Raw genomic sequence first — 18206 nt, forward strand, 5'->3', positions numbered from 1 at the left:
GCCGGGCTTCGTCCGCGCTTGCGGCCGGGACCGCAGTCGCGGTCCAAAGCGGATTGAAATCCGCTTTAACGCGTTGGGATCATGCCGGCCGCAGCTTCGCCGCTTCGGCGAGGCTGGTGAGCGTATCCAGGATGACCTGCGGGCTGACCGGCTTGCGCAGCACCACCAGCGGCTGCCAGCGGTCGGACGTCAGGTCGTCCTCCCCCGCCTCCATCGACAGGAAGCCGGTCATCACCAGGATCGGCAAACGGGCCGCCCTGACCCGCAGCTCGCGGATCAGGGCGCGGCCGTCCATCCGCGGCATGCGCAAATCGGTGATCACGAGGTCGGCGGGGTCGGCGCTGTAGCGCTCCAACCCCTCCTGCCCGTCCTGGGCCAGGGTCACGCGGTATCCCTTGCGGGATAAGAAATCCTCCAGCGCCATGGCGGCGAGGGCTTCGTCCTCGGCCACCAGGACATGCAACGGAACGGTGACGGGGTCAGGCATGAGCGCGCTCCACGTCCTGAACGGAGGGATGGGACACCGGCACGGTGATGGTGAAACGGACGCCGCGGCTTCCGTTCCCGTGGGTGACGTTCGCCGCCTCGATCCGTCCACCCATGGAATCGACGATTCCATAGCCGATCGACAGGCCGAGGCCCGACCCCTTCCCGACCTCCTTGGTCGTGAAGAAGGGGTCGAAGATGCGCGGCAGGATGTCGGGGTCGATGCCGCCGCCATCGTCGGCGATGGTGATGACGGCCCGCCCGGCGGTCATGTCGCAGCCCATGCCCACGGCGATCCGCCCGGCGGCGGGCGATCCGTCGGGGTCGGCGCGCCATTCCAGGATGGCATCACGCGCGTTGGACAGCAGATTGAGCAGCACCTGCTCCAATTGCAGGGGGCGCCCGCGCGCGACGCAGTCGATGGGCGGGATGTCGCTCACGACCTCGATGTTTTCCAAGGCGAACTGGTTGGACACCAGCTCAACGGCGGAGCGGACGCTCGCCGCCGGATCGAAGCGCTGGGTGGCGCCGTCGCGGCGGCTGAAGGTGCGCATATGGTCGATGATGCGGCCCATGCGCTCCGCCTGTTCCGACATGATGGTCAGCACCTTGTCCAGGCGCGCGGTGTCGGTGTCGCCGTCGCGCAGGCGCGACAGGGCGTTCTCGGCCCAGATCCGGATGATGTTCAGGGGCTGGCTCATCTCATGGGCCATGCCGGCGGCGACCGTGCCCAGCGTCGCCAGCTTGGAGGTCTGGACCAGCTCCTCCTGAAGCCGCTTGCGGTCGGTGATGTCGCGGGAGCTGCCGAGGATCTGGATTACCCGGCCATCCTCGCCGCGCACCGGCACCAGGACGGTGTGCCACGTGCGCCGCCCGACCGGAAGGTCCAGCGTCTCCTCGTAATCGATCGGCCCGCCGGCGGCCACGCAGGCGCTGTAGCGTTCGACCACCGCGTCGGCGGTCTCCGGGGGAACGGCCTCGCGGACCAGCCGGCCGCGGATGGTCTCCGGGTCGATCCCTGTCGCCCGCGCGTGAGCGGGATTCAGCGTGTCGAAAGCGAAGGCGCCGTCCGGCAGGACCGTGACGACGAACAGTCCCTCCACCAGATTGTTGAAGAAGCTGGCGTAGCGCAGTTCGGCCTGACGCCGGATCTCGATCTCGCGCTGCAAAGCCGCGTTGGCGTCGGCGAGCTGGGTGGCGCTGGGCAGGGCGAGCGCCCTGGGCATCTGCACCCACAAGGCGACGGCGGTCAGCACGGACACCAGCGCGGTCAGCGCCTTGACGATGCCTTCCACGGCATAGTCGGGGTACCACAAGGTCCACAGGCTGAAGAAATGCGTCGTGCCGCAAGCCAGGATGAAGGCGGCGAACAGCCAGACGATCCAGCTGAAGGCGACATCGCGTCGTTTCAGGACGAAGTAAAGCAGCGCGACCGGAATTGAGTAATAGGAAAGACCAGTCAGCACATCGGACACGATGTGCAGGGTCAGGATTTCCGGACGCCAGAACAGGCACACGCCGTGAGGCAAGTACGCGCTGGTGTCGAAGAAGGCTTCCACGCCACCGAACATGCCGCCCCTCTTTTTTCGGTCACCGCCCGCGGCCCAGCCGGACCCGCCAACGCCGCCGTTTCTCTGATCCCACCACAAAGCCTTGAAGCACAACGCCTTGCGGCACTCCGCCGCGAAGGCTGCATCAGCGAACGCTACTCGAATCAGAGAGGCGGAGCAACACGCGGAACGCGATACCAGCCTTTGGTCAGCGCGTTCCGCATGCCTGCGGATGAATGTTACGCCGCGGTGTGCACCTTACGGTTTTGCTCGCGGGTCTTCAGGAAGCGCAGGGCCGGAAAATCCTCCTGCGTGCGGTTCAGGTGCCAGGCGTTGCGGGCCAGGAACACCAGCGCCCCGTCATGGTCCTCCGCCGCCGCCGAGCGGTTGAGGTCAAGGAACTTCTTGAGCTGGTCCTCGTCGTCCGTCTCGATCCAGCGGGCGGCGTCCACCCCCGCCCCTTCGAAGCGGGCGGCGAGGCCGTATTCCGCCTCGATGCGGGCGGCCAGAACCTCGAACTGGAGCTGGCCGACCACGCCGACCACCCAGTCCGCCCCGGTCAGCGGCTTGAACACCTGGGAGGCGCCCTCCTCCGCGAAATGCTCCAGCGCCTTGCGCAGGTGCTTCACGCGCATCGGGTCTTCCAGCCGGACGCGCTGGAGCAGTTCCGGCGCGAAGCTCGGCACGCCGGTGAAGCGCAGGTCCTCGCCCTCGGTCAGCGTGTCGCCGATGCGCAAGGACCCGTGGTTTGGGATGCCCATGATGTCGCCGGGCCACGCCTCTTCCGCCAATTCGCGGTCGCGGGCCAGGAACAGCACGGCGTTGTTCACCGCCATCAGCTTGCCCGAACGGACATGCTTCAGCTTGGCCCCGCGCTTGAACTTGCCGGAGCAGATGCGCACGAAGGCGATGCGGTCGCGGTGGTTCGGGTCCATGTTGGCCTGGACCTTGAACACGAAGCCGCTGAACTTGCCCTCGTCCGGCTGAACGGAGCGCTGCTCCGCCGGCTGCGGGCGCGGCGGTGGGGCGTTCTCAGCCAAGCCCTGGAGAAGCTCGCGCACGCCGAAGTTGTTGATCGCCGACCCGAAATAGATCGGCGTCAGGTGGCCGGCGCGGTAGGCCTCCAGGTCGAAGGGCGGCATCAGCCCGCGGGCCATCTCCACCTCCTCGCGCAGCTTCGCCACGGCGTGGGCCGGCAGCAGCTCGTCGAGGCGCGGGTCGTCGAGGCCGTTGCACTCGATGCCGTCGTCGATCTCGTCGCCCTTGGTGCGGTCCATCAGGATCAGGCGGTCGCGGATCAGGTCGTAGCAGCCCAGGAAGTCGCGGCCCATGCCGATGGGCCAGCTCGCCGGGGTGACCTCCAGCGCCAGCGAGCTTTCGATCTCGGAAATGAGGTCGAAGGGGTCGCGGGCCTCGCGGTCCATCTTGTTGCAGAAGGTGATGATCGGCACGTCGCGCAGGCGGCAGACCTCGAACAGCTTCAAGGTCTGGCTTTCGATGCCCTTCGCGCCGTCGATCACCATGACGGCGCTGTCCACCGCGGTCAGCGTCCGGTAGGTGTCCTCCGAGAAGTCCTCGTGGCCCGGCGTGTCCAGCAGGTTGAAGGTGCGCCCCTCGTAATCGAAGGTCATGACCGAGGCGGTCACGGAAATGCCGCGCTCGCGCTCCACCTTCATCCAGTCCGACTTGGCGCGGCGCTGCTCGCCGCGGGCCTTCACGGCGCCGGCCATCTGGATGGCGCCGCCGAACAGCAGCAGCTTTTCGGTGAGGGTGGTCTTGCCGGCGTCGGGGTGCGCGATGATCGCGAAGGTTCGACGCCGGGAAACAGCGTCCAGAAGCTCGGACATGCGCGTTCCCGTAACTCAGCGGTGCAGACAACGGCGAAGAGGGCCGGGAGGCGGAACGCCCCACGGCCCTCTTCGTTCGGACGTATAGATAGCAGCGAAGACCGGCCCATTCCAGCCTTCATCCCTCCCGCCGAAAGGAAGGAGGGATGACGGAGGCCGCTCGTGCCTTACAGGCTCAGCTCGGCGATCTGCACGGCGTTGAGCGCCGCGCCCTTCAGGAGCTGGTCGCCGCAGACGAACAGGTCGAGGCCGTGGTCGCCGAAGATCAGGCTGGTGCGGATGCGGCCGACCTCGACGTCGAACTGGCCGGTGGCGTTGATCGGCATCGGGTAGACGCCGTCCGCCGGCACGTCCTTCACCACCACGCCCGGCGCGTCGGCCAGAACGGCGCGGGCGGCGTCCTGGGTGACCGGGGACAGCGTCTCGACCGTGATCGCCTCGGAATGGGCGCGGTAGGTCGGGATGCGCACCGCCGTGCAGCTCACCGGCAGGTCCGGGATCTCCAGGATCTTCCGGGTCTCCCAGGTCACCTTCATCTCCTCCTTCGTGTAGCCGTTCTCCTGGAAGGCGTCGATCTGGGGGATCAGGTTGAAGGGAATCGGGTGGCGGAACACGCTGTTGACGACCGGCTTGCCGTCGAGCTGGTTGCGGGTCTGCTCCTCAAGCTCGGCCATGCCCTCCGCACCGGCACCGCTGGTCGCCTGATAGGTGGAGACTATGACTCGCTTCAGGCCGAAGGCCTTGTGCAGGGGGCCGAGCGCCACGACGGCGATGGCGGTCGTGCAGTTCGGGTTGGCAATGAGCTTGGCGTCGCCCATGGCGTGGGCGTTGATCTCCGGCACGATCAGCGGGACGTTGTCGTCGTAGCGGAAGGCCGAGGAGTTGTCGATCACCAGCGCCCCGCCCGCGGCGATGGCCGGCGCGTGCTCCTTGGCGAAATCACCGGACACGGCGAGCAGGACGATGTCGTAGCCCTTCACCTTCTCGACGTCGAACGCCACGAGGGTCTTCTCGCCGAACGGGGTCTCGACTGTGCGGCCGGCGCTGCGCTCCGACGCGAACAGGCCGAGTTCCGCGACCGGGAACGAACGGCGGTGAAGAACATCGACCATCTCGCGGCCGACGGCGCCCGTGGCACCGACGATGGCAACGCGGCGGGGAGAAGGAGAAGAGGTGCTCATGGGTGTGGTCCGTCCTTTGGTCTTGCCCGGATCGAGCGTGGACGGCGGCCCCAGATGCACCAAGGCCCCGTCCGTGTCCGGCGGGGCCTTCGTGGTGGGTGAAGCGTCTTACTCGATCAACGCACGCCACCATCCGACGGCCCGCCGGAGCGGGTCGTTTTGGTAGTGGTGGTGGTGATGGCGAGCGAGCGATTCATAACTGGCTAGATAAACGAAAGGCGCGGGGCTTGTAAAGCGCCCGCGCCTTCGCGCCACAATTTTTGTCCGGCTCGGGGCGAGGCCGCGTCAGCCCTCGGTTTCGGTCACATGCTCCGGCTTCACGGGATGCACGTCCCAGATCTCCATCGCATACTCCATGATGGTGCGGTCTGAGGAGAACCAGCCCATGTTGGCGGTGTTCAGGATGGCCTTGCGGGTCCATTCCTCCTGGTCGCGGTAGAGGTCCATGGCCGCCTGCTGCGCCTGGCAATAGTCGGAGAAGTCCGCCGTCACCAGGAAATGGTCGCCGCCGTCGGTCAGCGCCTGAAGGATCGGGTGGTAGCGGTTGGGATCGTCCGGCGAGAAGACGCCGGTGGAGATCATGTCCAGCGCCCGCTTCAGGCTGGGGTTGGAGGCGATGACGTCGCGCGGGTTGAAGCCGCCGCTGGCCCGCAGATCGTTCACCTCCTCGGCGGTCAGGCCGAAGATGAAGATGTTGTCCTCGCCCACATGCTCGCGGATCTCGACGTTGGCGCCGTCCAGCGTGCCGATGGTCAGCGCGCCGTTGAGCGCCAGCTTCATGTTGCCGGTGCCCGACGCCTCCATGCCCGCGGTGGAGATCTGCTCCGACAGGTCGGCCGCCGGCATGATGATCTCCGCCGCCGTCACGTTGTAGTTCGGCAGCAGGACGATCTTCAGGTTGTCGTGCACCGACGGGTCGTGGTTCACCACCTTCGCCACATCGTTGATGAGCTTGATGATGAGCTTAGCCATGTGATAGCTCGGCGCCGCCTTGCCGGCGAAGATCTTGGTCACCGGCACCCAGGAGACGGTCGGGTTGTCGCGCATCTCGTTGTACAGCGCGATGGCCTGGAGGATGTTCAGGAGCTGGCGCTTGTACTCGTGCATGCGCTTGACCTGCACGTCGAACAGGCTGTCGACCTGCACGTCCACCCCGGTCTGGCGCGCGATGTAGGCGGCCAGCCGCTTCTTGTTCTTGCGCTTGGCGCGGCGGAACTCCTCGCGGAAGACCAGATCGTCGGCCTTCTCCGCCAGCGCCTTGATCTGGCTGAGGTCCTTGATCCAGCCGTTGCCGATGCGGCTGGTGATCAGCGCGGCCAGGGGCTGGTTCGCCTGATGCAGCCAGCGGCGCGGCGTGATGCCGTTGGTCTTGTTGTTGATGCGCTCCGGGAACTCCGCGTGGAAGTCGGCGAAGACGGTCTGCTTCATCAGCTCGGTGTGCAGAGCCGACACGCCGTTGACCTTGTGCGAGCCGAGGAAGGCCAGATTGCCCATGCGCACCCGGCGGTCGCCGCGCTCGTCGATCAGCGACAGGCGGGACAGCCGCCCGTTGTCGCCCGCCGCCCGCGCCTTGGAGCGGTTCAGGAACTTGGCGTTGATCTCGTAGATGATCTGCATGTGGCGCGGCAGGACGCGCTCCATCATGCGGACCGGCCACGCCTCCAGCGCTTCCGGCAGCAGCGTGTGGTTGGTGTAGGAGAAGGTCGCGCGGGTGATGTCCCACGCCTTGTCCCAGACCACGCCGTGCTGATCCACCAGCAGCCGCATCAGCTCGGCGATGCCGATCGCCGGGTGCGTGTCGTTGAGCTGGATCGCCGCCTTGTCGGGCAGGCTGTCGAAGTTGGAATGGTGCTGCAGATAGCGGCGCAGGATGTCCTGCAGCGAGGCGGAGGTGAAGAAGTACTCCTGCTTCAGCCGCAGCTCCTTGCCGCCTTCCGTCGCGTCGTTCGGGTAGAGGACGCGGCTGAGATTCTCGGTCAGCACCTTCTGCTCGACCGCCTTCATGTAGGCGCCGTCGTTGAAGTGGCCGAAGTTGAAGTCGCGCGTGGCGCGCGCCGACCACAGGCGCAGCGTGTTGATCGTGTCGCCGCCGTAGCCGACCACCGGCGTGTCGTAGGCCATGGCCAGCACGCGCTCGGCGTCCACCCAGCGGTAGGCGCGCTCGCCCACCGAATCCCGGAACTCCTCGACGCGGCCGTAGAACTGGACGGGATACAGCACCTCCGGACGCGGGAACTCCCACGGGTTGCCGAATTGCAGCCACTGCTCCGGATACTCGACCTGCCAGCCATGCTCGAAGCGCTGCTCGAACAGGCCGAACTCGTAGCGGATGCCGTAGCCGTAGCCGGGCAGCGCTTCCGTCGCCATGCTGTCGAGGAAGCAGGCGGCCAGACGGCCGAGACCGCCGTTGCCCAGCGCCGCGTCCGGCTCCGCCTCCACCACGTCGTCGAGGTTCAGGCCGATACGGTCGAGCGCCTGACGGCACTGGTCGGTGATGCCGAGGTTGGCGAGGCTGTTGGTCAGAAGGCGGCCGATCAGGAATTCCAGCGAGAGGTAGTAAACGCGCTTGGCGTCCTGCTGGTAATAGGTCCGCGTCGTGTCCATCCAGCGGTCCACGAGGCGGTCGCGCACGGCCAGCGCCACGGTGTGGAACCAGTCGCGCCGGGTCGCCGCCCGCGCGTCCTTGCCGACGGAATAAACCAGCCATTCCAGAAACGAGCGCTTCAGCCCGTCGACATCCAGACTGCGGCGTTCGATCTCGCGGGACTTATACCGAGCGTCCATGTCTTGACTTTCTTCTTTCCAGGGCCAACTGGAGCGGCGGTTATTCAGCCGGTCTTCCATCGGCGGCAGTTTCCGGGGTCCATGGTTAAGCAACGTTTAAGTCGCTGCGCCCAACCAGTCGAATCGGCTAGGCCGTTCGTCCAGAGCAACAGCCAAGACTTGCCCTTGTGCCACACGCGCTGTGCCAAAACGCAAACCATCCCCGCGGCGCACCAGAGGTCGGTAATCGCTGCGAAGCCCCGCTGGAGGGAGTAAGATGGCGTCCGTGTCAGCCTCTTTGAACCTCCCGATGCTCGACAATACCGTATCTGCGGATTCCCGCCAGGACCTGCCCGGCGACGCCACCATCCTGCTCCGTCAGGCCCAGCCGGCGGACATCCCCGCGTTGCTGGCCATCGAGGAGCGGTGTTTCGCCACCGACCGCCTGACCCGACGTAGTTTTCATTATTTGCTGACGAAAGCCAAGGCCACTGGACTTGTGGAAGTCCACAGCGGCGCGGTCGTCGGCTACGCGCTGGTGTCCTTCCATTCCGGGACCTCGCTCGCCCGGCTCTATTCCTTCGCCGTCGATCCCGACCACCGCGGCCAGGGCGTCGCCAAGCGCCTCCTCGCCGCGGCGGAGCAGGCGGCCCGCTCGCGGGACTGCATCTATCTGCGGCTGGAGGTGCGGCGCGACAACGCCGCGGCGATCGACCTCTACAAGAAGGCCGGCTACCGCGAGTTCGGCGTCTACACCGACTATTATGAAGACCATATGGAGGCGCTGCGGCTGGAGAAGCGCCTCGGCCACAGCGGCCCCAGCGCGCCGCTGGGCGGCCCCCTGGTTCCCTACTACCAGCAGACCCTGGACTTCACCTGCGGCCCGTCGGCCCTGATGATGGCGATGAAGGCGCTGAAGCCCGCGGACATCGAGCTGGGGCGGAAGCTGGAGATCCGCCTGTGGCGGGAATCCACGACCGTCTTCATGACCTCCGGCCACGGCGGCTGCGGCCCGTTCGGGCTGGCGCTGGCGGCGGCGCGGCGCGGCTTCGCGGTGGACATCCACATCAAGGACAACGCCACCCCCTTCCTGGACAGCGTGCGCAGCGACGAGAAGAAGGAGGTCATGCGCATCGTGCACGAGGACTTCCTCGACGAGCTGGAGGGCAGCGGCGCCACCGTCCGCCACAACACCCTGACCGCCCAGGACATGGCCGACGCGGTGGCTGGCGGGGCCATCCCCATCGTGCTCATCAGCTCCTATCGGATCTATCACGAAAAATTCCCGCACTGGGTCGTCGTGACCGGTGCCGACGACCGCTTTCTCTATGTTCACGATCCGCTTGTGTACGACCGTCACCACGCTCACATCGACCGGATGAACATGCCGATCCCGAAAGCCGACTTCGAGCGCATGGCCCGCTACGGCAAGGCCCAGCTGAAGGCCGCCCTTCTCCTCCGGCCCCAGATCCCTGATCGGGCCGCCAAAGGGCCCGCCGCCTGATGCCCGCGCATCTTCTCGTCGTCGACCGCCGGGCGGATGTGAAATGGGCGAAGGACGGCCTGCCGGTGGTCAGCGCCCGCGACTACATCGCCCACCCGGAACAGGCGCCGCGCGGCGCTCGGGTGCTGAACCTGTCGCGCAGCTACCGCTATCTGGGCACCGGCTACTACGTCTCGCTGCTCGCGGAAGCGCGCGGCGAGCGGGTGATCCCTTCGGTCCGGACCATCCTCGACCTGTCGCAGAAGAGCTTCTACCGCGCCCAGCTGACCGAGGCGCAGGAGGCGCTGCGCAAGGCCATCAAGCGGATGGACCACGCGCCGGAAGCCTCCTTCAACCTCACCGTCTTCTTCGGCCACGCAGACGACGCGCGGTTCCAGGACATCGCCCGCACGATCTTCGATCTGTTCCGCTGTCCCCTGCTGAAGGTTCAGGTGCGGCTGAAGGAGGGCTGGACCATCCACGCCCTGGAGCCGCTGTCGCTGGCCGACCTGCGGCCCGACCAGGAACCGCTGTTCCAGGCGGCGCTGGACGCCTACACCCGCACCTCCTGGCGGGAGCCGGCGGCCAAGGCGCCGCCGCGCTACACGCTGGCGATCCTGCACAACCCGAAGGAGGAGCTTCCCCCCTCCAGCCCGCGCGCGCTCCAGAAATTCGTCAAGGCCGGGGAGAGCCTGGGCATCGCGGTGGAGCTGATCGAGAAGAAGGACTATTCCCGGCTCGCCGAGTTCGACGCGCTGTTCATCCGCGAGACGACGAATCTCGACCACCACACCTACCGCTTCGCCAAGAAGGCGGAGAAGGAAGGGTTGCCGGTGATCGACGATCCCAACTCGATCCTCAAATGCACCAACAAGGTCTATCTGGCCGAGCTGCTGCGCGCCAACCGCATCCCGGCGCCGAAGACGGTGATCTTCGACAAGCGCGGTCTGGCGACGCTGGACCAGGAGATCCCCTACCCCATCGTCCTCAAGATTCCGGACGGTTCCTTTTCCCGCGGCGTCTTCAAGGTGCAGACCCGCAGCGAGCTGGACGCGACGGCCGAAAGCCTGTTCGAGCAGTCCGACGTGATCCTGGCCCAGGAGTTCATGTACACCGAGTTCGACTGGCGCGTCGGCGTGCTGAACCGGCAGCCGATCTATGTCTGCCAGTATCTGATGGCGAAGAAGCACTGGCAGATCGTCAAGCACGGCGGCAACGGCCGGGCCGAGCAGGGCTCCTCCCGCACGCTGTCCGTCGAGGAGGCGCCGCGCGAGGTCATCGAGACCGCGGTGAAGGCGGCGGGCCTGATCGGCGACGGGCTCTACGGCGTGGACGTGAAGCAGAACGAGCGCGGCGTCTTCGTCATCGAGATCAACGACAACCCCAGCATCGACCTCGGCGTCGAGGACGCCAAGCTGAAGGATGGGCTGTACCGCCTCATCATGGGCGAATTCCTGCGCCGCCTGGAGTCCCGGCCGCGCAAGCCCGGCTCAGCAGCCTGAAATTCCCTTTCGGGCAGTTCCGCCATCCGTTCGGATGACCCCCGGATTCCAAACACTTCTCCTCCTAAGATGTTTTCGGCTGTGGCCGCCGGGGAACAAGCCTCTTCCCCCCGCGTTATGAAATCAACGTCACCACGAACGGGAGCAACACCGAAGCGCATCGACGCTTAGGAGTTGCCCAGGCTGGAGAGCGGGAGACCGTTGATGACGACGAACTGCTCGATGTGCTGCGCCGGACCGATGCCCGGACACTGCTAGGCAGCACCACCGGATTCCACCCAACCGACACGAATCACACGACCGGCGCGGCCATACGGCCGGCGCCGGAAGAGACCACGCGTCGACAAGGCGATCATCGCCCACCGAAACCTCGGGAACCGAACTCTCGGGAACCGAACTTTCGGGACCGGGGCGCCGTCACCACCGACCGGCAGCCCCGCCGAATGAAGAGAAGCTGGAGGAAGAGCGACAATGGCGTATTGTTTCGAATCCGAACTGATCCGTTGCATGCCGAACCTGCAGCGTTATGCCTGCAAACTGACGCGCGACGTCAGCGCCGCCGAGGATCTCACCCAGGATTGTCTTGCCCGCGCCCTGTCCCGCCAGCATCGTTTCGAGCCCGGCACCAACATGCAGGCCTGGTTGACCACGATGCTGAAGAATCTGCATTTCAACAACCTCCAGCGTGAAAAGCACGTCACCAAGGTCGAGCTGTGGGACGGCGCCATGTCGGTCGAGGCGTCCCAGATCGCCCGGCTCGTCTTCCGCGACGTCGACCGCGCCTTCGGCGCCCTCACCCCCAGCCAGCGCAAGGTCGTGAAGCTGGTCGCCATCGAGGGCCGCCCCTATCAGGAGGCCGCGGAGAAGCTGAACGTCTCCATCGGCACCATCCGCTCCCGCCTGTGCCGGGCCCGCGAACGGCTGAACAACCTGATGGCGGCCTGAGGCACGGCAGGGAATGCGCCACGGGGTATGGCAGCCGTACAACAGGTTGATTTTTCCGTCGCATCCGGACAATCCGGTGCTGGAACAACCGATGGGAGCGGCTGTTACTTCCCGCGAGCGAAACGAGCATGGCTGCTGCGGAGTGGCCGGACATCCACGGGGACCGAACGGATACGCCTCGCCTACCAATTGGCGGTATCGGCATCATCCCCATAAGATGAGGTAAGACACCACTCCCGACGCCGTGCCCGCCTCACTATATTGAACTCTGCGTCGCGGATCGTTTCCGTCTCGGGGGGATGGCCTCCGGAGACGTTCCGGGATCAAAAGATATGAAGCGTGTGACGATGAACCATATCAACGCATATCTTGACGGTGCCTTGGACGATAAGGAGCGTCAGGAGTTCGAGCAGTCCGTAGAGGACGACGCCGACGCGAAGGCCGTGGTGACCTTCCACAGAAGCCATGTGGAGGAGCTTCACCGCCTTTACGATCCTGTGCTGGAAGAACCGGTGCCGGCGCGCATGCTCGAACTGCTGAGGCAACGCCGCAAGAGCTAGCCTCCCGATTCCCGTGTTCCATCGTCACATGTGGGGCGACCGGACGACCCGGCCGCCCGCTTTTTTTGTCCGCACGCAGGTTTCCTCGTCGCGGCGGCGGGTTTTCCCGTTTTTCCACGCGGCCTCCCCCTTCGGATCAGCGCTTGCCCCTTTTACAGACCGGCGGCTTTTCCCATAAACAGGAGCCGCGGAAACGGAAGCTGGGCCATGGGCGCCCGGACCGGCGGGAACGAAGAGGATGAACAGCGTCCATGGCGCGCGGCAGGCCGGCACCGAACATCATTCTGGGTCCCGTCCTTTATTTCCGGGGAGAGCAAGGCGACCGCTGGTGGCTGTCCGCCCTCTTCGTGCTGGAGGGCGAGGCCGAACCCTACGACCTGCGGGTGGACGGCGTGACCCTGCCCGTTCCGCCCCGCCATCTCGCCCAGTGGCGCAACCGGCATGTCTGGCGCTTCGATTTCGCCATTCCGCGCGGTTCCCGCGATGTCGAGGCCGCCTATGGCTTCACCGACGGCGCGTCGCCGGGGGACATCTGGGCGGTGACCGTGCCGGGACGCGCGTCGTCGCCGCGGATCGCCTACGTCTCCTGCAACGGGGCGGAGGATGAGGAGAAGATCGCCGGGCTGACCGCGCCGCGCAACGCCCTGTGGGGCGACCTGCGCCGCCGGCACGAGAGCGAACGTTTTCATCTGCTGCTGCAGGGCGGCGACCAGCTCTACGCCGACGCGGTGTGGCGCCAGCCGCCGCTGCTCAGCGCCTGGAAGAAGCGGACGGACGCCGCCCGCCTGCAGGAGCCCTTCACCCCCGCCATGGCGGAGGAGGCGACCGACTTCTACTTCGACCTCTATCTGCGGGTCTGGGGCCAGCCGGAAACTGCGGCGGTGACGGCCCGCATTCCCTCGGTGATGATGTGGGACGACCACGACATCTTCGACGGCTGGGGCTCCCACCCGGACGAGGAGATGATGTCCCCGGCCTGGCGCGGCGTCTTCACGGTCGCCCGCCGCCATTTCTCGCTCTTCCAACTGGGCGCCACGGGCGAAGCCCAGCCGGAATGCGTGTGGGGGGCGCCGCTGAACTCGTTCAGCCAGGGGTTCCGGCTTGGCGACGTCGGCGTTCTGGCGCTGGACATGCGCAGCGACCGCACGCCGAGGCGCGTTCTGTCGGACCGGGTCTGGGACGCCCTGCCGGAGTGGCTGGAACGCTTCAAGGGCTGCCGCCATCTGATCCTGATGTCCAGCGTGCCGCTGCTCTACCTCGACACCGGGGTGATGGAGCGGGCGGTCGGCCTGTCGCCCGTCCGTGTCGGGATCGAGGACGATCTGCGCGACCAATGGCGCAGCCCCGCCCACGCCGAGGAATGGCTGCGCCTGCTCGGGCTGCTGGCGGAGTTTTCCCGACGCACCGGGTGCCGGGTCACCTCCGTGTCGGGGGAAATCCATGCGGGCGCGCGGGCCGTGCTGCGCGGCGGCGGCGTGGAGATGTGGCAGCTCATCGCGTCGGGGGTCGTCCATCCGCCGCCCGCCAAGGCCACCACCGTCGCCCTGGAATGGCTGGCCGGCCGCAAGGAGACCCTGCCCAACGGCTATGTCTTCGAAATGCCGGCTTTTCCCGAATCGGGCAAGCGCATCATCCGGCAGCGCAACTGGCTGTCGCTGATCTTCGACGGCAAGGGCCAGATCCACGCCCGCTGGTCCGCCGAAGGCCAGCCGAACCGCTACACCCAGGTGATCTGACCCCGTGATCCGACCCCAGGGTGTTTGACCCCGGACGACCGGACACGGCCGGCTCACTCCGACTGGGGGGACCGGCGGCGGTTGCGCAGATTGAGTGCGTTGAGGAAGCTGGTGGCCTGCGCCGGCGTGGCCGGGCCGCCGGCCCCCGGCGCCTTGGCCGAGGTCGCCAGGAAGCCGCCGACGCGGGCGCGCAGTTCGACCGAATCGTGGGCGGCCTGATCGGCGTTTTCCGCCACTTGGCGGCGCACGTCGGCGTCGAGCGTGTTGAAGGCGCGGGTGGCGAATTCGAAGGCCGGCTGGGACTTGGTGGCGATCACCTGCCGCAGCGCCTTGGAAACCAGGACCGTGTCCAGCCCGCCGGGGCCGTCCACCCCATCCAGCACGTCGGCGAGGATGCCGATGGCCTGCAGGGTCTGGTTGTCATCGAGCGAGATGGGCTCCAGGCCGTCCATGACACTCACTTCCGATGTGGTTTGCCGAAGCGTGGTTGAACCAGCGGACACCGCCGGAAATTTTGCCGGTGCGGGAAAGCATAGTCGGACCGCCCCGCCGAGGCAATGCGCACGGCGTCAGGCCGCACGTCTGGCGCTCCGGTTCACCAGGGCGACCCCGGCCACCGCCAGCGCCATGCCGGACAGGGCCAGCAGCCCCAGCCGCTCCCCGAACATCGCCCAGGCGATCACCGCGGTGACCGGCGGAACCAGATAGAACAGGCTCGCCACGCGCGCCGCGGCACCGCGCCGGATCAACAGGAACAGCAGGAAGATCGCTCCCACCGACAGCACGAAACTGAGCCACAGCAGGGCGAAGACGAACTCGCCGGTCCAGTCGATGCGCATGGTCTCGAACAGCGGCGCCAGCACCGCCAGCACCGCCGCGGTCGCGGCGTACTGGATGGCGGCACCGCTGCGCAGGTCCATCGCCGTGCCGTGGCGCTTCTGGTAGAGCGTGCCGAAGGTGATGCCCAGCAGGGCGGCCAGCGCCAGCCCGATGCCCAGCGCGTCCGTCGAGTCGAAGTGGAGCTTCTCGCCCACCACCAGCCCGACTCCGGCCAGCCCCATCAGGAACCCCACCCACTGCCGCCCGCTCACCCGCTCGCCCAGCAGAGGGCCGGAGAGGGCGGCGGTCAGCAGCGGCTGGATGCCGACGATCAGCGCGGTCACCCCCGCCGGCATCCCCTTGGCGATGGCGCAGAACACGCCGGTCAGATAGACGCCGTGCACCAGCAGCCCGGCCAGCGCGATGCGCCCGGCCTCGCCCCAGCTTTTCGGCCAGGGGGCGCCGGTGACCAGGGCGACGACGCCGAGGATCACCGCGACCAGCCCCAGCCGGACCAGCAGGAAGGTCAACGGCTCCGCATAGGGAAGCCCGTATTTGGCGCCGATGAACCCGGTGCTCCACAGCAGCACGAACACGCCCGGCATCAGGCGCACCCAATCGGGCCGCCCGCCCGCGGCGGCGGTGGTCGCTTGCACGGTCATCGCTTTCCCTCGTCTCCTATCCCCGCGCCTGCGCACCTTCGGCGGCGGAGGCCTCGACCGCCAAGGGTTGGGCGTCCGGGGCGGTCACCGCAGCACCGGACGGGTCCGGCTCGGGCGCCTCCACCGCACGCGTTTCCGCCACGGGTGTCGCAGACTCCTCGACAGGCTTCGGCGGCGGGTTGCGCCGCGCTTCGGCCACCGACTGGAGATGGGCGCGCAGGCTTGCGTCCTTCTTCACCAGCCGATGGAAGTCTCTCACATCCAGGACCAGCAGTTGGCAATAGCCCATCGCGCGCACATCGGCGTTGCGCCGCTGGCGGGTCAGCAGGGCCATCTCGCCGAAGACGTCTCCGGTGCCGAGCTGGACCGGCTCGTCGAGACCCGGAACCAGCACCTCGACCGCGCCGGAGGCGATGAAGAACATGGCGTCGCCGCGCTCGCCGCGCCGCACGATGGTTTCCCCGGGCAGGACCAGCCGCGGCTTCAGCAGGGTGGCGATGCCGCGCAGGCGGTCGCCCTCCAACCCCTTGAACAGCGGGACCCGCCCGACGAGGTCCATCAGATCCAGCCGCAGATCGAGCTTCGGCAGGGCGTCGAGCGCGCGGCGGCGGTCGTCCAGATCGCGCTGGAGGTCGCTCAGGATTTCCTGGCTGATGATCGATTCGGCGAACAGCGCCCGGTAGTCCGCCTCCTCCAGCCGCAGGGCGGCCCGGCTGACGTAGCGGCTCTGCAGGATCAGCGCGTAGTCGGGATACTGCAGCTTCAGCGCCGCCAGGGCCTGCTCGACCATGGCGAGCCGCACCGTCAGGATGCCTTCCAGCTCGCAGGCGACGTCGGTGCCCAGCACCTGCCCGACCTTGTCGTTGATGAACTCCAGCAGCTCGCGCTGCACGGTGCGCACGCCCAGAAGGATCTCGAAGCGGAAGGCGAGCCGGCGGGCGAGCGGCGCGTGGATGCCCAGCCGGCGGTGCAGCAGGCTGGCCACCCGCATCCAGGGCGTGAAGGAGATGAAGGGTTCCTCGAAGGCGCGGTAGCCGGCGCGGCCCTGGGCCTTCACCGCGTCGAGCAGCCGCCCGGTGCGGCGGTTCAGCAGCTCCGCCACACCCCGCGACAGGATGCCCTCGCGGAAATGCTCGTAGTACAGCTCCTCCTCGCGGTTCACCAGGATCACGAGGCCGATGGTCACGCGGTCCTCGTTGCTCAGCGGCGCCTCGGTCGAGCGTTCCCGGACGATGGCGTCGAGCCGGTCGGTGTATTGCGACACGGTCGAGCCGACGGCCTGCTCGTCCACCTCGTAGCGGTGGGCCAGATCCTCCACCCGCTCGCGCACGCCGGCCAGCGACAGGGCGAGCGCGCGGTTGCGCATGGCGTGCTCGACCGGCGACAGCTTGTTCAGGCCGAGCAGGTTGATGACGGCGCGCAGCGTCGTGCCGTTGATGAACAGCGTGTAGAAGACGAAGCCGGTGACCAGCACGGCGACGAAGCCCTGGACCCGGTCGGGAACGCGCCCGTTCTCGGTGACCGCCAGCGCCAGCGTCAGCGACACCGCCCCGCGCAGGCCGCCCCACAGCATCACCGCCTTGTAGGCGTGGCTGACCCGCTGGGCCAAACCGGCGCCGGACAGCAGCGGCAGCAGGCCGAACAGCACCAGCGCGCGGGACACCGTGGCCGCGCCGACCACGACCAGCACCAGCCCGACGTCGCTCCAGCCGATGCCGCCGAGCAGGCGCGGCACCAGAAGCGCCGTCATCAGGAAGATCAGCGAATTCGCCCAGAAGCCGAGCTGTTTCCAGACATGCTCCAGCGCCCCCCAGGTGGCCGGGGAGATGCGCGTGCGCCCGACCGAGCCGACGACCAGCGCCGCCGTGACCACCGCCACGACGCCGGACGCCCCGACGTAATGCTCCGCCAGCACGTAGCTGAGATAGGCGAGCGCCACGGTCAGCGTGATCTCGGCCATCGGCTGGTCGCGCACCGGCTCGACGATCATGCAGACCACGCGCCCGCACACATAGCCGGTCGCCACGCCGCCGGCGAAGTCGCGCAGGAACTCCATCGCCGCTTCCGTCGCCCCGCCATGGGCGTTGCGGGTCAGCATGCCGAGCAGCAGCGTGAACAGCGCGATGGCCGCGGCGTCGTTCAGCAAGCTTTCGCCCTCGACCAGCATGGTCAGCCGGCGCGGCGCGCCGAGGTCGCGGAAGATGCTGACGACCGCCGCCGGATCGGTGGTCGCGACGATCGCCCCGAGCAGCAGGCAGGCGATCAGCCCCATCGAGGTGAAGAGGTTCAGGGCGTAGCCGACGGCGAAGGTGCAGACGAACACCGCCACCACGGCCATCAGCAGGATCGGCCACACGTCGTCGAACAGCCGCCGCACATCCACCGCCAGCGCCGTTTCGAACAGCAGCACCGGCAGGAAGATGTAGATCAGCACCTCGGACGAGATGTCCATCTCGGCGAGGGAGTTCAGGAAGTCATGGAAGGGGCCGGTGCCGCCCTGCCCGGCGAAGGTCTGGATCGCCAGTCCCAGGGCCACGCCCACGGCGGCCAGCAACACCGTGTAGGGCATCCGCAGCCGGGCCGCCAAAGGTGGCAGGAGGCTGACCAGCGCCAGAAGGCCGGATACCGCGAGGACATAGATGACGATGACGTGCATGGGGCTGCCTTGCCCT

Annotated in this window: 13 protein-coding genes; 5 read left to right on the forward strand and 8 right to left on the reverse strand. The window is 67.3% G+C overall.

Going from position 1 to position 18206, the window contains the following annotated elements:
- Positions 1–79: 79 nt before the first annotated feature.
- The 5 genes from TSH58p_RS21940 to TSH58p_RS21960 form a co-directional block, all read right to left on the reverse strand.
- Complete coding sequence (locus TSH58p_RS21940) at positions 80–487, reverse strand: response regulator (RefSeq protein WP_199230092.1); 408 nt, start codon at positions 485–487, stop codon at positions 80–82.
- Entirely contained in the window at positions 480–2057 is a 1578-nt protein-coding gene (locus TSH58p_RS21945; protein ID WP_109069498.1) for a sensor histidine kinase, read from the reverse strand. Before TSH58p_RS21945 ends, TSH58p_RS21940 begins: the two co-directional genes overlap by 8 nt.
- A 218-nt stretch (positions 2058–2275) precedes the next feature.
- Positions 2276–3883, reverse strand: a complete 1608-nt coding sequence (locus tag TSH58p_RS21950; protein WP_014197109.1) for a peptide chain release factor 3 — start codon at positions 3881–3883, stop codon at positions 2276–2278.
- Positions 3884–4050: 167 nt separating this feature from the next.
- A complete protein-coding gene (locus tag TSH58p_RS21955) occupies positions 4051–5064 on the reverse strand; it encodes an aspartate-semialdehyde dehydrogenase (protein ID WP_109069499.1) in 1014 nt (337 codons plus the stop codon).
- Positions 5065–5349: 285 nt separating this feature from the next.
- Complete coding sequence (locus tag TSH58p_RS21960) at positions 5350–7848, reverse strand: glycogen/starch/alpha-glucan phosphorylase (RefSeq protein WP_109069500.1); 2499 nt, start codon at positions 7846–7848, stop codon at positions 5350–5352.
- Positions 7849–8137: 289 nt separating this feature from the next.
- Between TSH58p_RS21960 and rimI the strand changes: the two genes are divergently transcribed.
- The 5 genes from rimI to TSH58p_RS21985 all read left to right on the forward strand — a co-directional run bounded on the left by rimI (position 8138) and on the right by TSH58p_RS21985 (position 14053).
- Positions 8138–9331, forward strand: a complete 1194-nt coding sequence (gene rimI, locus TSH58p_RS21965; RefSeq protein WP_247873972.1) for a ribosomal protein S18-alanine N-acetyltransferase — start codon at positions 8138–8140, stop codon at positions 9329–9331.
- Positions 9331–10812, forward strand: a complete 1482-nt coding sequence (locus TSH58p_RS21970) for a RimK family protein (RefSeq protein WP_109069501.1) — start codon at positions 9331–9333, stop codon at positions 10810–10812. Before rimI ends, TSH58p_RS21970 begins: the two co-directional genes overlap by 1 nt.
- A 471-nt stretch (positions 10813–11283) precedes the next feature.
- Complete coding sequence (locus TSH58p_RS21975; RefSeq protein ID WP_035676146.1) at positions 11284–11757, forward strand: sigma-70 family RNA polymerase sigma factor; 474 nt, start codon at positions 11284–11286, stop codon at positions 11755–11757.
- A 332-nt stretch (positions 11758–12089) separates the two neighbouring features.
- Positions 12090–12317, forward strand: a complete 228-nt coding sequence (locus TSH58p_RS21980) for an anti-sigma factor (protein ID WP_246653896.1) — start codon at positions 12090–12092, stop codon at positions 12315–12317.
- Positions 12318–12568: 251 nt separating this feature from the next.
- Positions 12569–14053: an alkaline phosphatase family protein gene (locus tag TSH58p_RS21985; protein WP_109069502.1), complete on the forward strand. Its 1485-nt coding sequence runs from the start codon at positions 12569–12571 to the stop codon at positions 14051–14053.
- Positions 14054–14106: 53 nt separating this feature from the next.
- On the opposite strand, the gene TSH58p_RS21990 is transcribed toward TSH58p_RS21985, so the two are convergent.
- The 3 genes from TSH58p_RS21990 to TSH58p_RS22000 all read right to left on the reverse strand — a co-directional run bounded on the left by TSH58p_RS21990 (position 14107) and on the right by TSH58p_RS22000 (position 18190).
- Positions 14107–14505: a hypothetical protein gene (locus TSH58p_RS21990; protein ID WP_109069503.1), complete on the reverse strand. Its 399-nt coding sequence runs from the start codon at positions 14503–14505 to the stop codon at positions 14107–14109.
- Positions 14506–14622: 117 nt separating this feature from the next.
- On the reverse strand, positions 14623–15534 hold the full coding sequence (locus TSH58p_RS21995; RefSeq protein ID WP_109069504.1) for a DMT family transporter: 912 nt from the start codon (positions 15532–15534) through the stop codon (positions 14623–14625).
- Positions 15535–15550: 16 nt separating this feature from the next.
- A complete protein-coding gene (locus TSH58p_RS22000; RefSeq protein ID WP_109069505.1) occupies positions 15551–18190 on the reverse strand; it encodes a cation:proton antiporter in 2640 nt (879 codons plus the stop codon).
- Positions 18191–18206 lie beyond the last annotated feature (16 nt).

Source organism: Azospirillum sp. TSH58, from assembly GCF_003119115.1.
GTDB lineage: Bacteria > Pseudomonadota > Alphaproteobacteria > Azospirillales > Azospirillaceae > Azospirillum.

Bases quoted from the DNA above. Each gene is read 5' to 3' on its own strand.
- TSH58p_RS21940 (WP_199230092.1), bottom strand. From the start codon at position 487: ATGCCTGACCCCGTCACCGTTCCGTTGCATGTCCTGGTGGCCGAGGAC.
- TSH58p_RS21960 (WP_109069500.1), bottom strand. From the start codon at position 7,848: ATGGACGCTCGGTATAAGTCCCGCGAGATCGAACGCCGCAGTCTGGAT.
- TSH58p_RS21985 (WP_109069502.1), top strand. From the start codon at position 12,569: ATGGCGCGCGGCAGGCCGGCACCGAACATCATTCTGGGTCCCGTCCTT.
- TSH58p_RS21945 (WP_109069498.1), bottom strand. From the start codon at position 2,057: ATGTTCGGTGGCGTGGAAGCCTTCTTCGACACCAGCGCGTACTTGCCT.
- rimI (WP_247873972.1), top strand. From the start codon at position 8,138: ATGCTCGACAATACCGTATCTGCGGATTCCCGCCAGGACCTGCCCGGC.
- TSH58p_RS21975 (WP_035676146.1), top strand. From the start codon at position 11,284: ATGGCGTATTGTTTCGAATCCGAACTGATCCGTTGCATGCCGAACCTG.
- TSH58p_RS21990 (WP_109069503.1), bottom strand. From the start codon at position 14,505: ATGGACGGCCTGGAGCCCATCTCGCTCGATGACAACCAGACCCTGCAG.
- TSH58p_RS22000 (WP_109069505.1), bottom strand. From the start codon at position 18,190: ATGCACGTCATCGTCATCTATGTCCTCGCGGTATCCGGCCTTCTGGCG.
- TSH58p_RS21995 (WP_109069504.1), bottom strand. From the start codon at position 15,534: ATGACCGTGCAAGCGACCACCGCCGCCGCGGGCGGGCGGCCCGATTGG.
- TSH58p_RS21955 (WP_109069499.1), bottom strand. From the start codon at position 5,064: ATGAGCACCTCTTCTCCTTCTCCCCGCCGCGTTGCCATCGTCGGTGCC.
- TSH58p_RS21980 (WP_246653896.1), top strand. From the start codon at position 12,090: ATGAAGCGTGTGACGATGAACCATATCAACGCATATCTTGACGGTGCC.
- TSH58p_RS21970 (WP_109069501.1), top strand. From the start codon at position 9,331: ATGCCCGCGCATCTTCTCGTCGTCGACCGCCGGGCGGATGTGAAATGG.
- TSH58p_RS21950 (WP_014197109.1), bottom strand. From the start codon at position 3,883: ATGTCCGAGCTTCTGGACGCTGTTTCCCGGCGTCGAACCTTCGCGATC.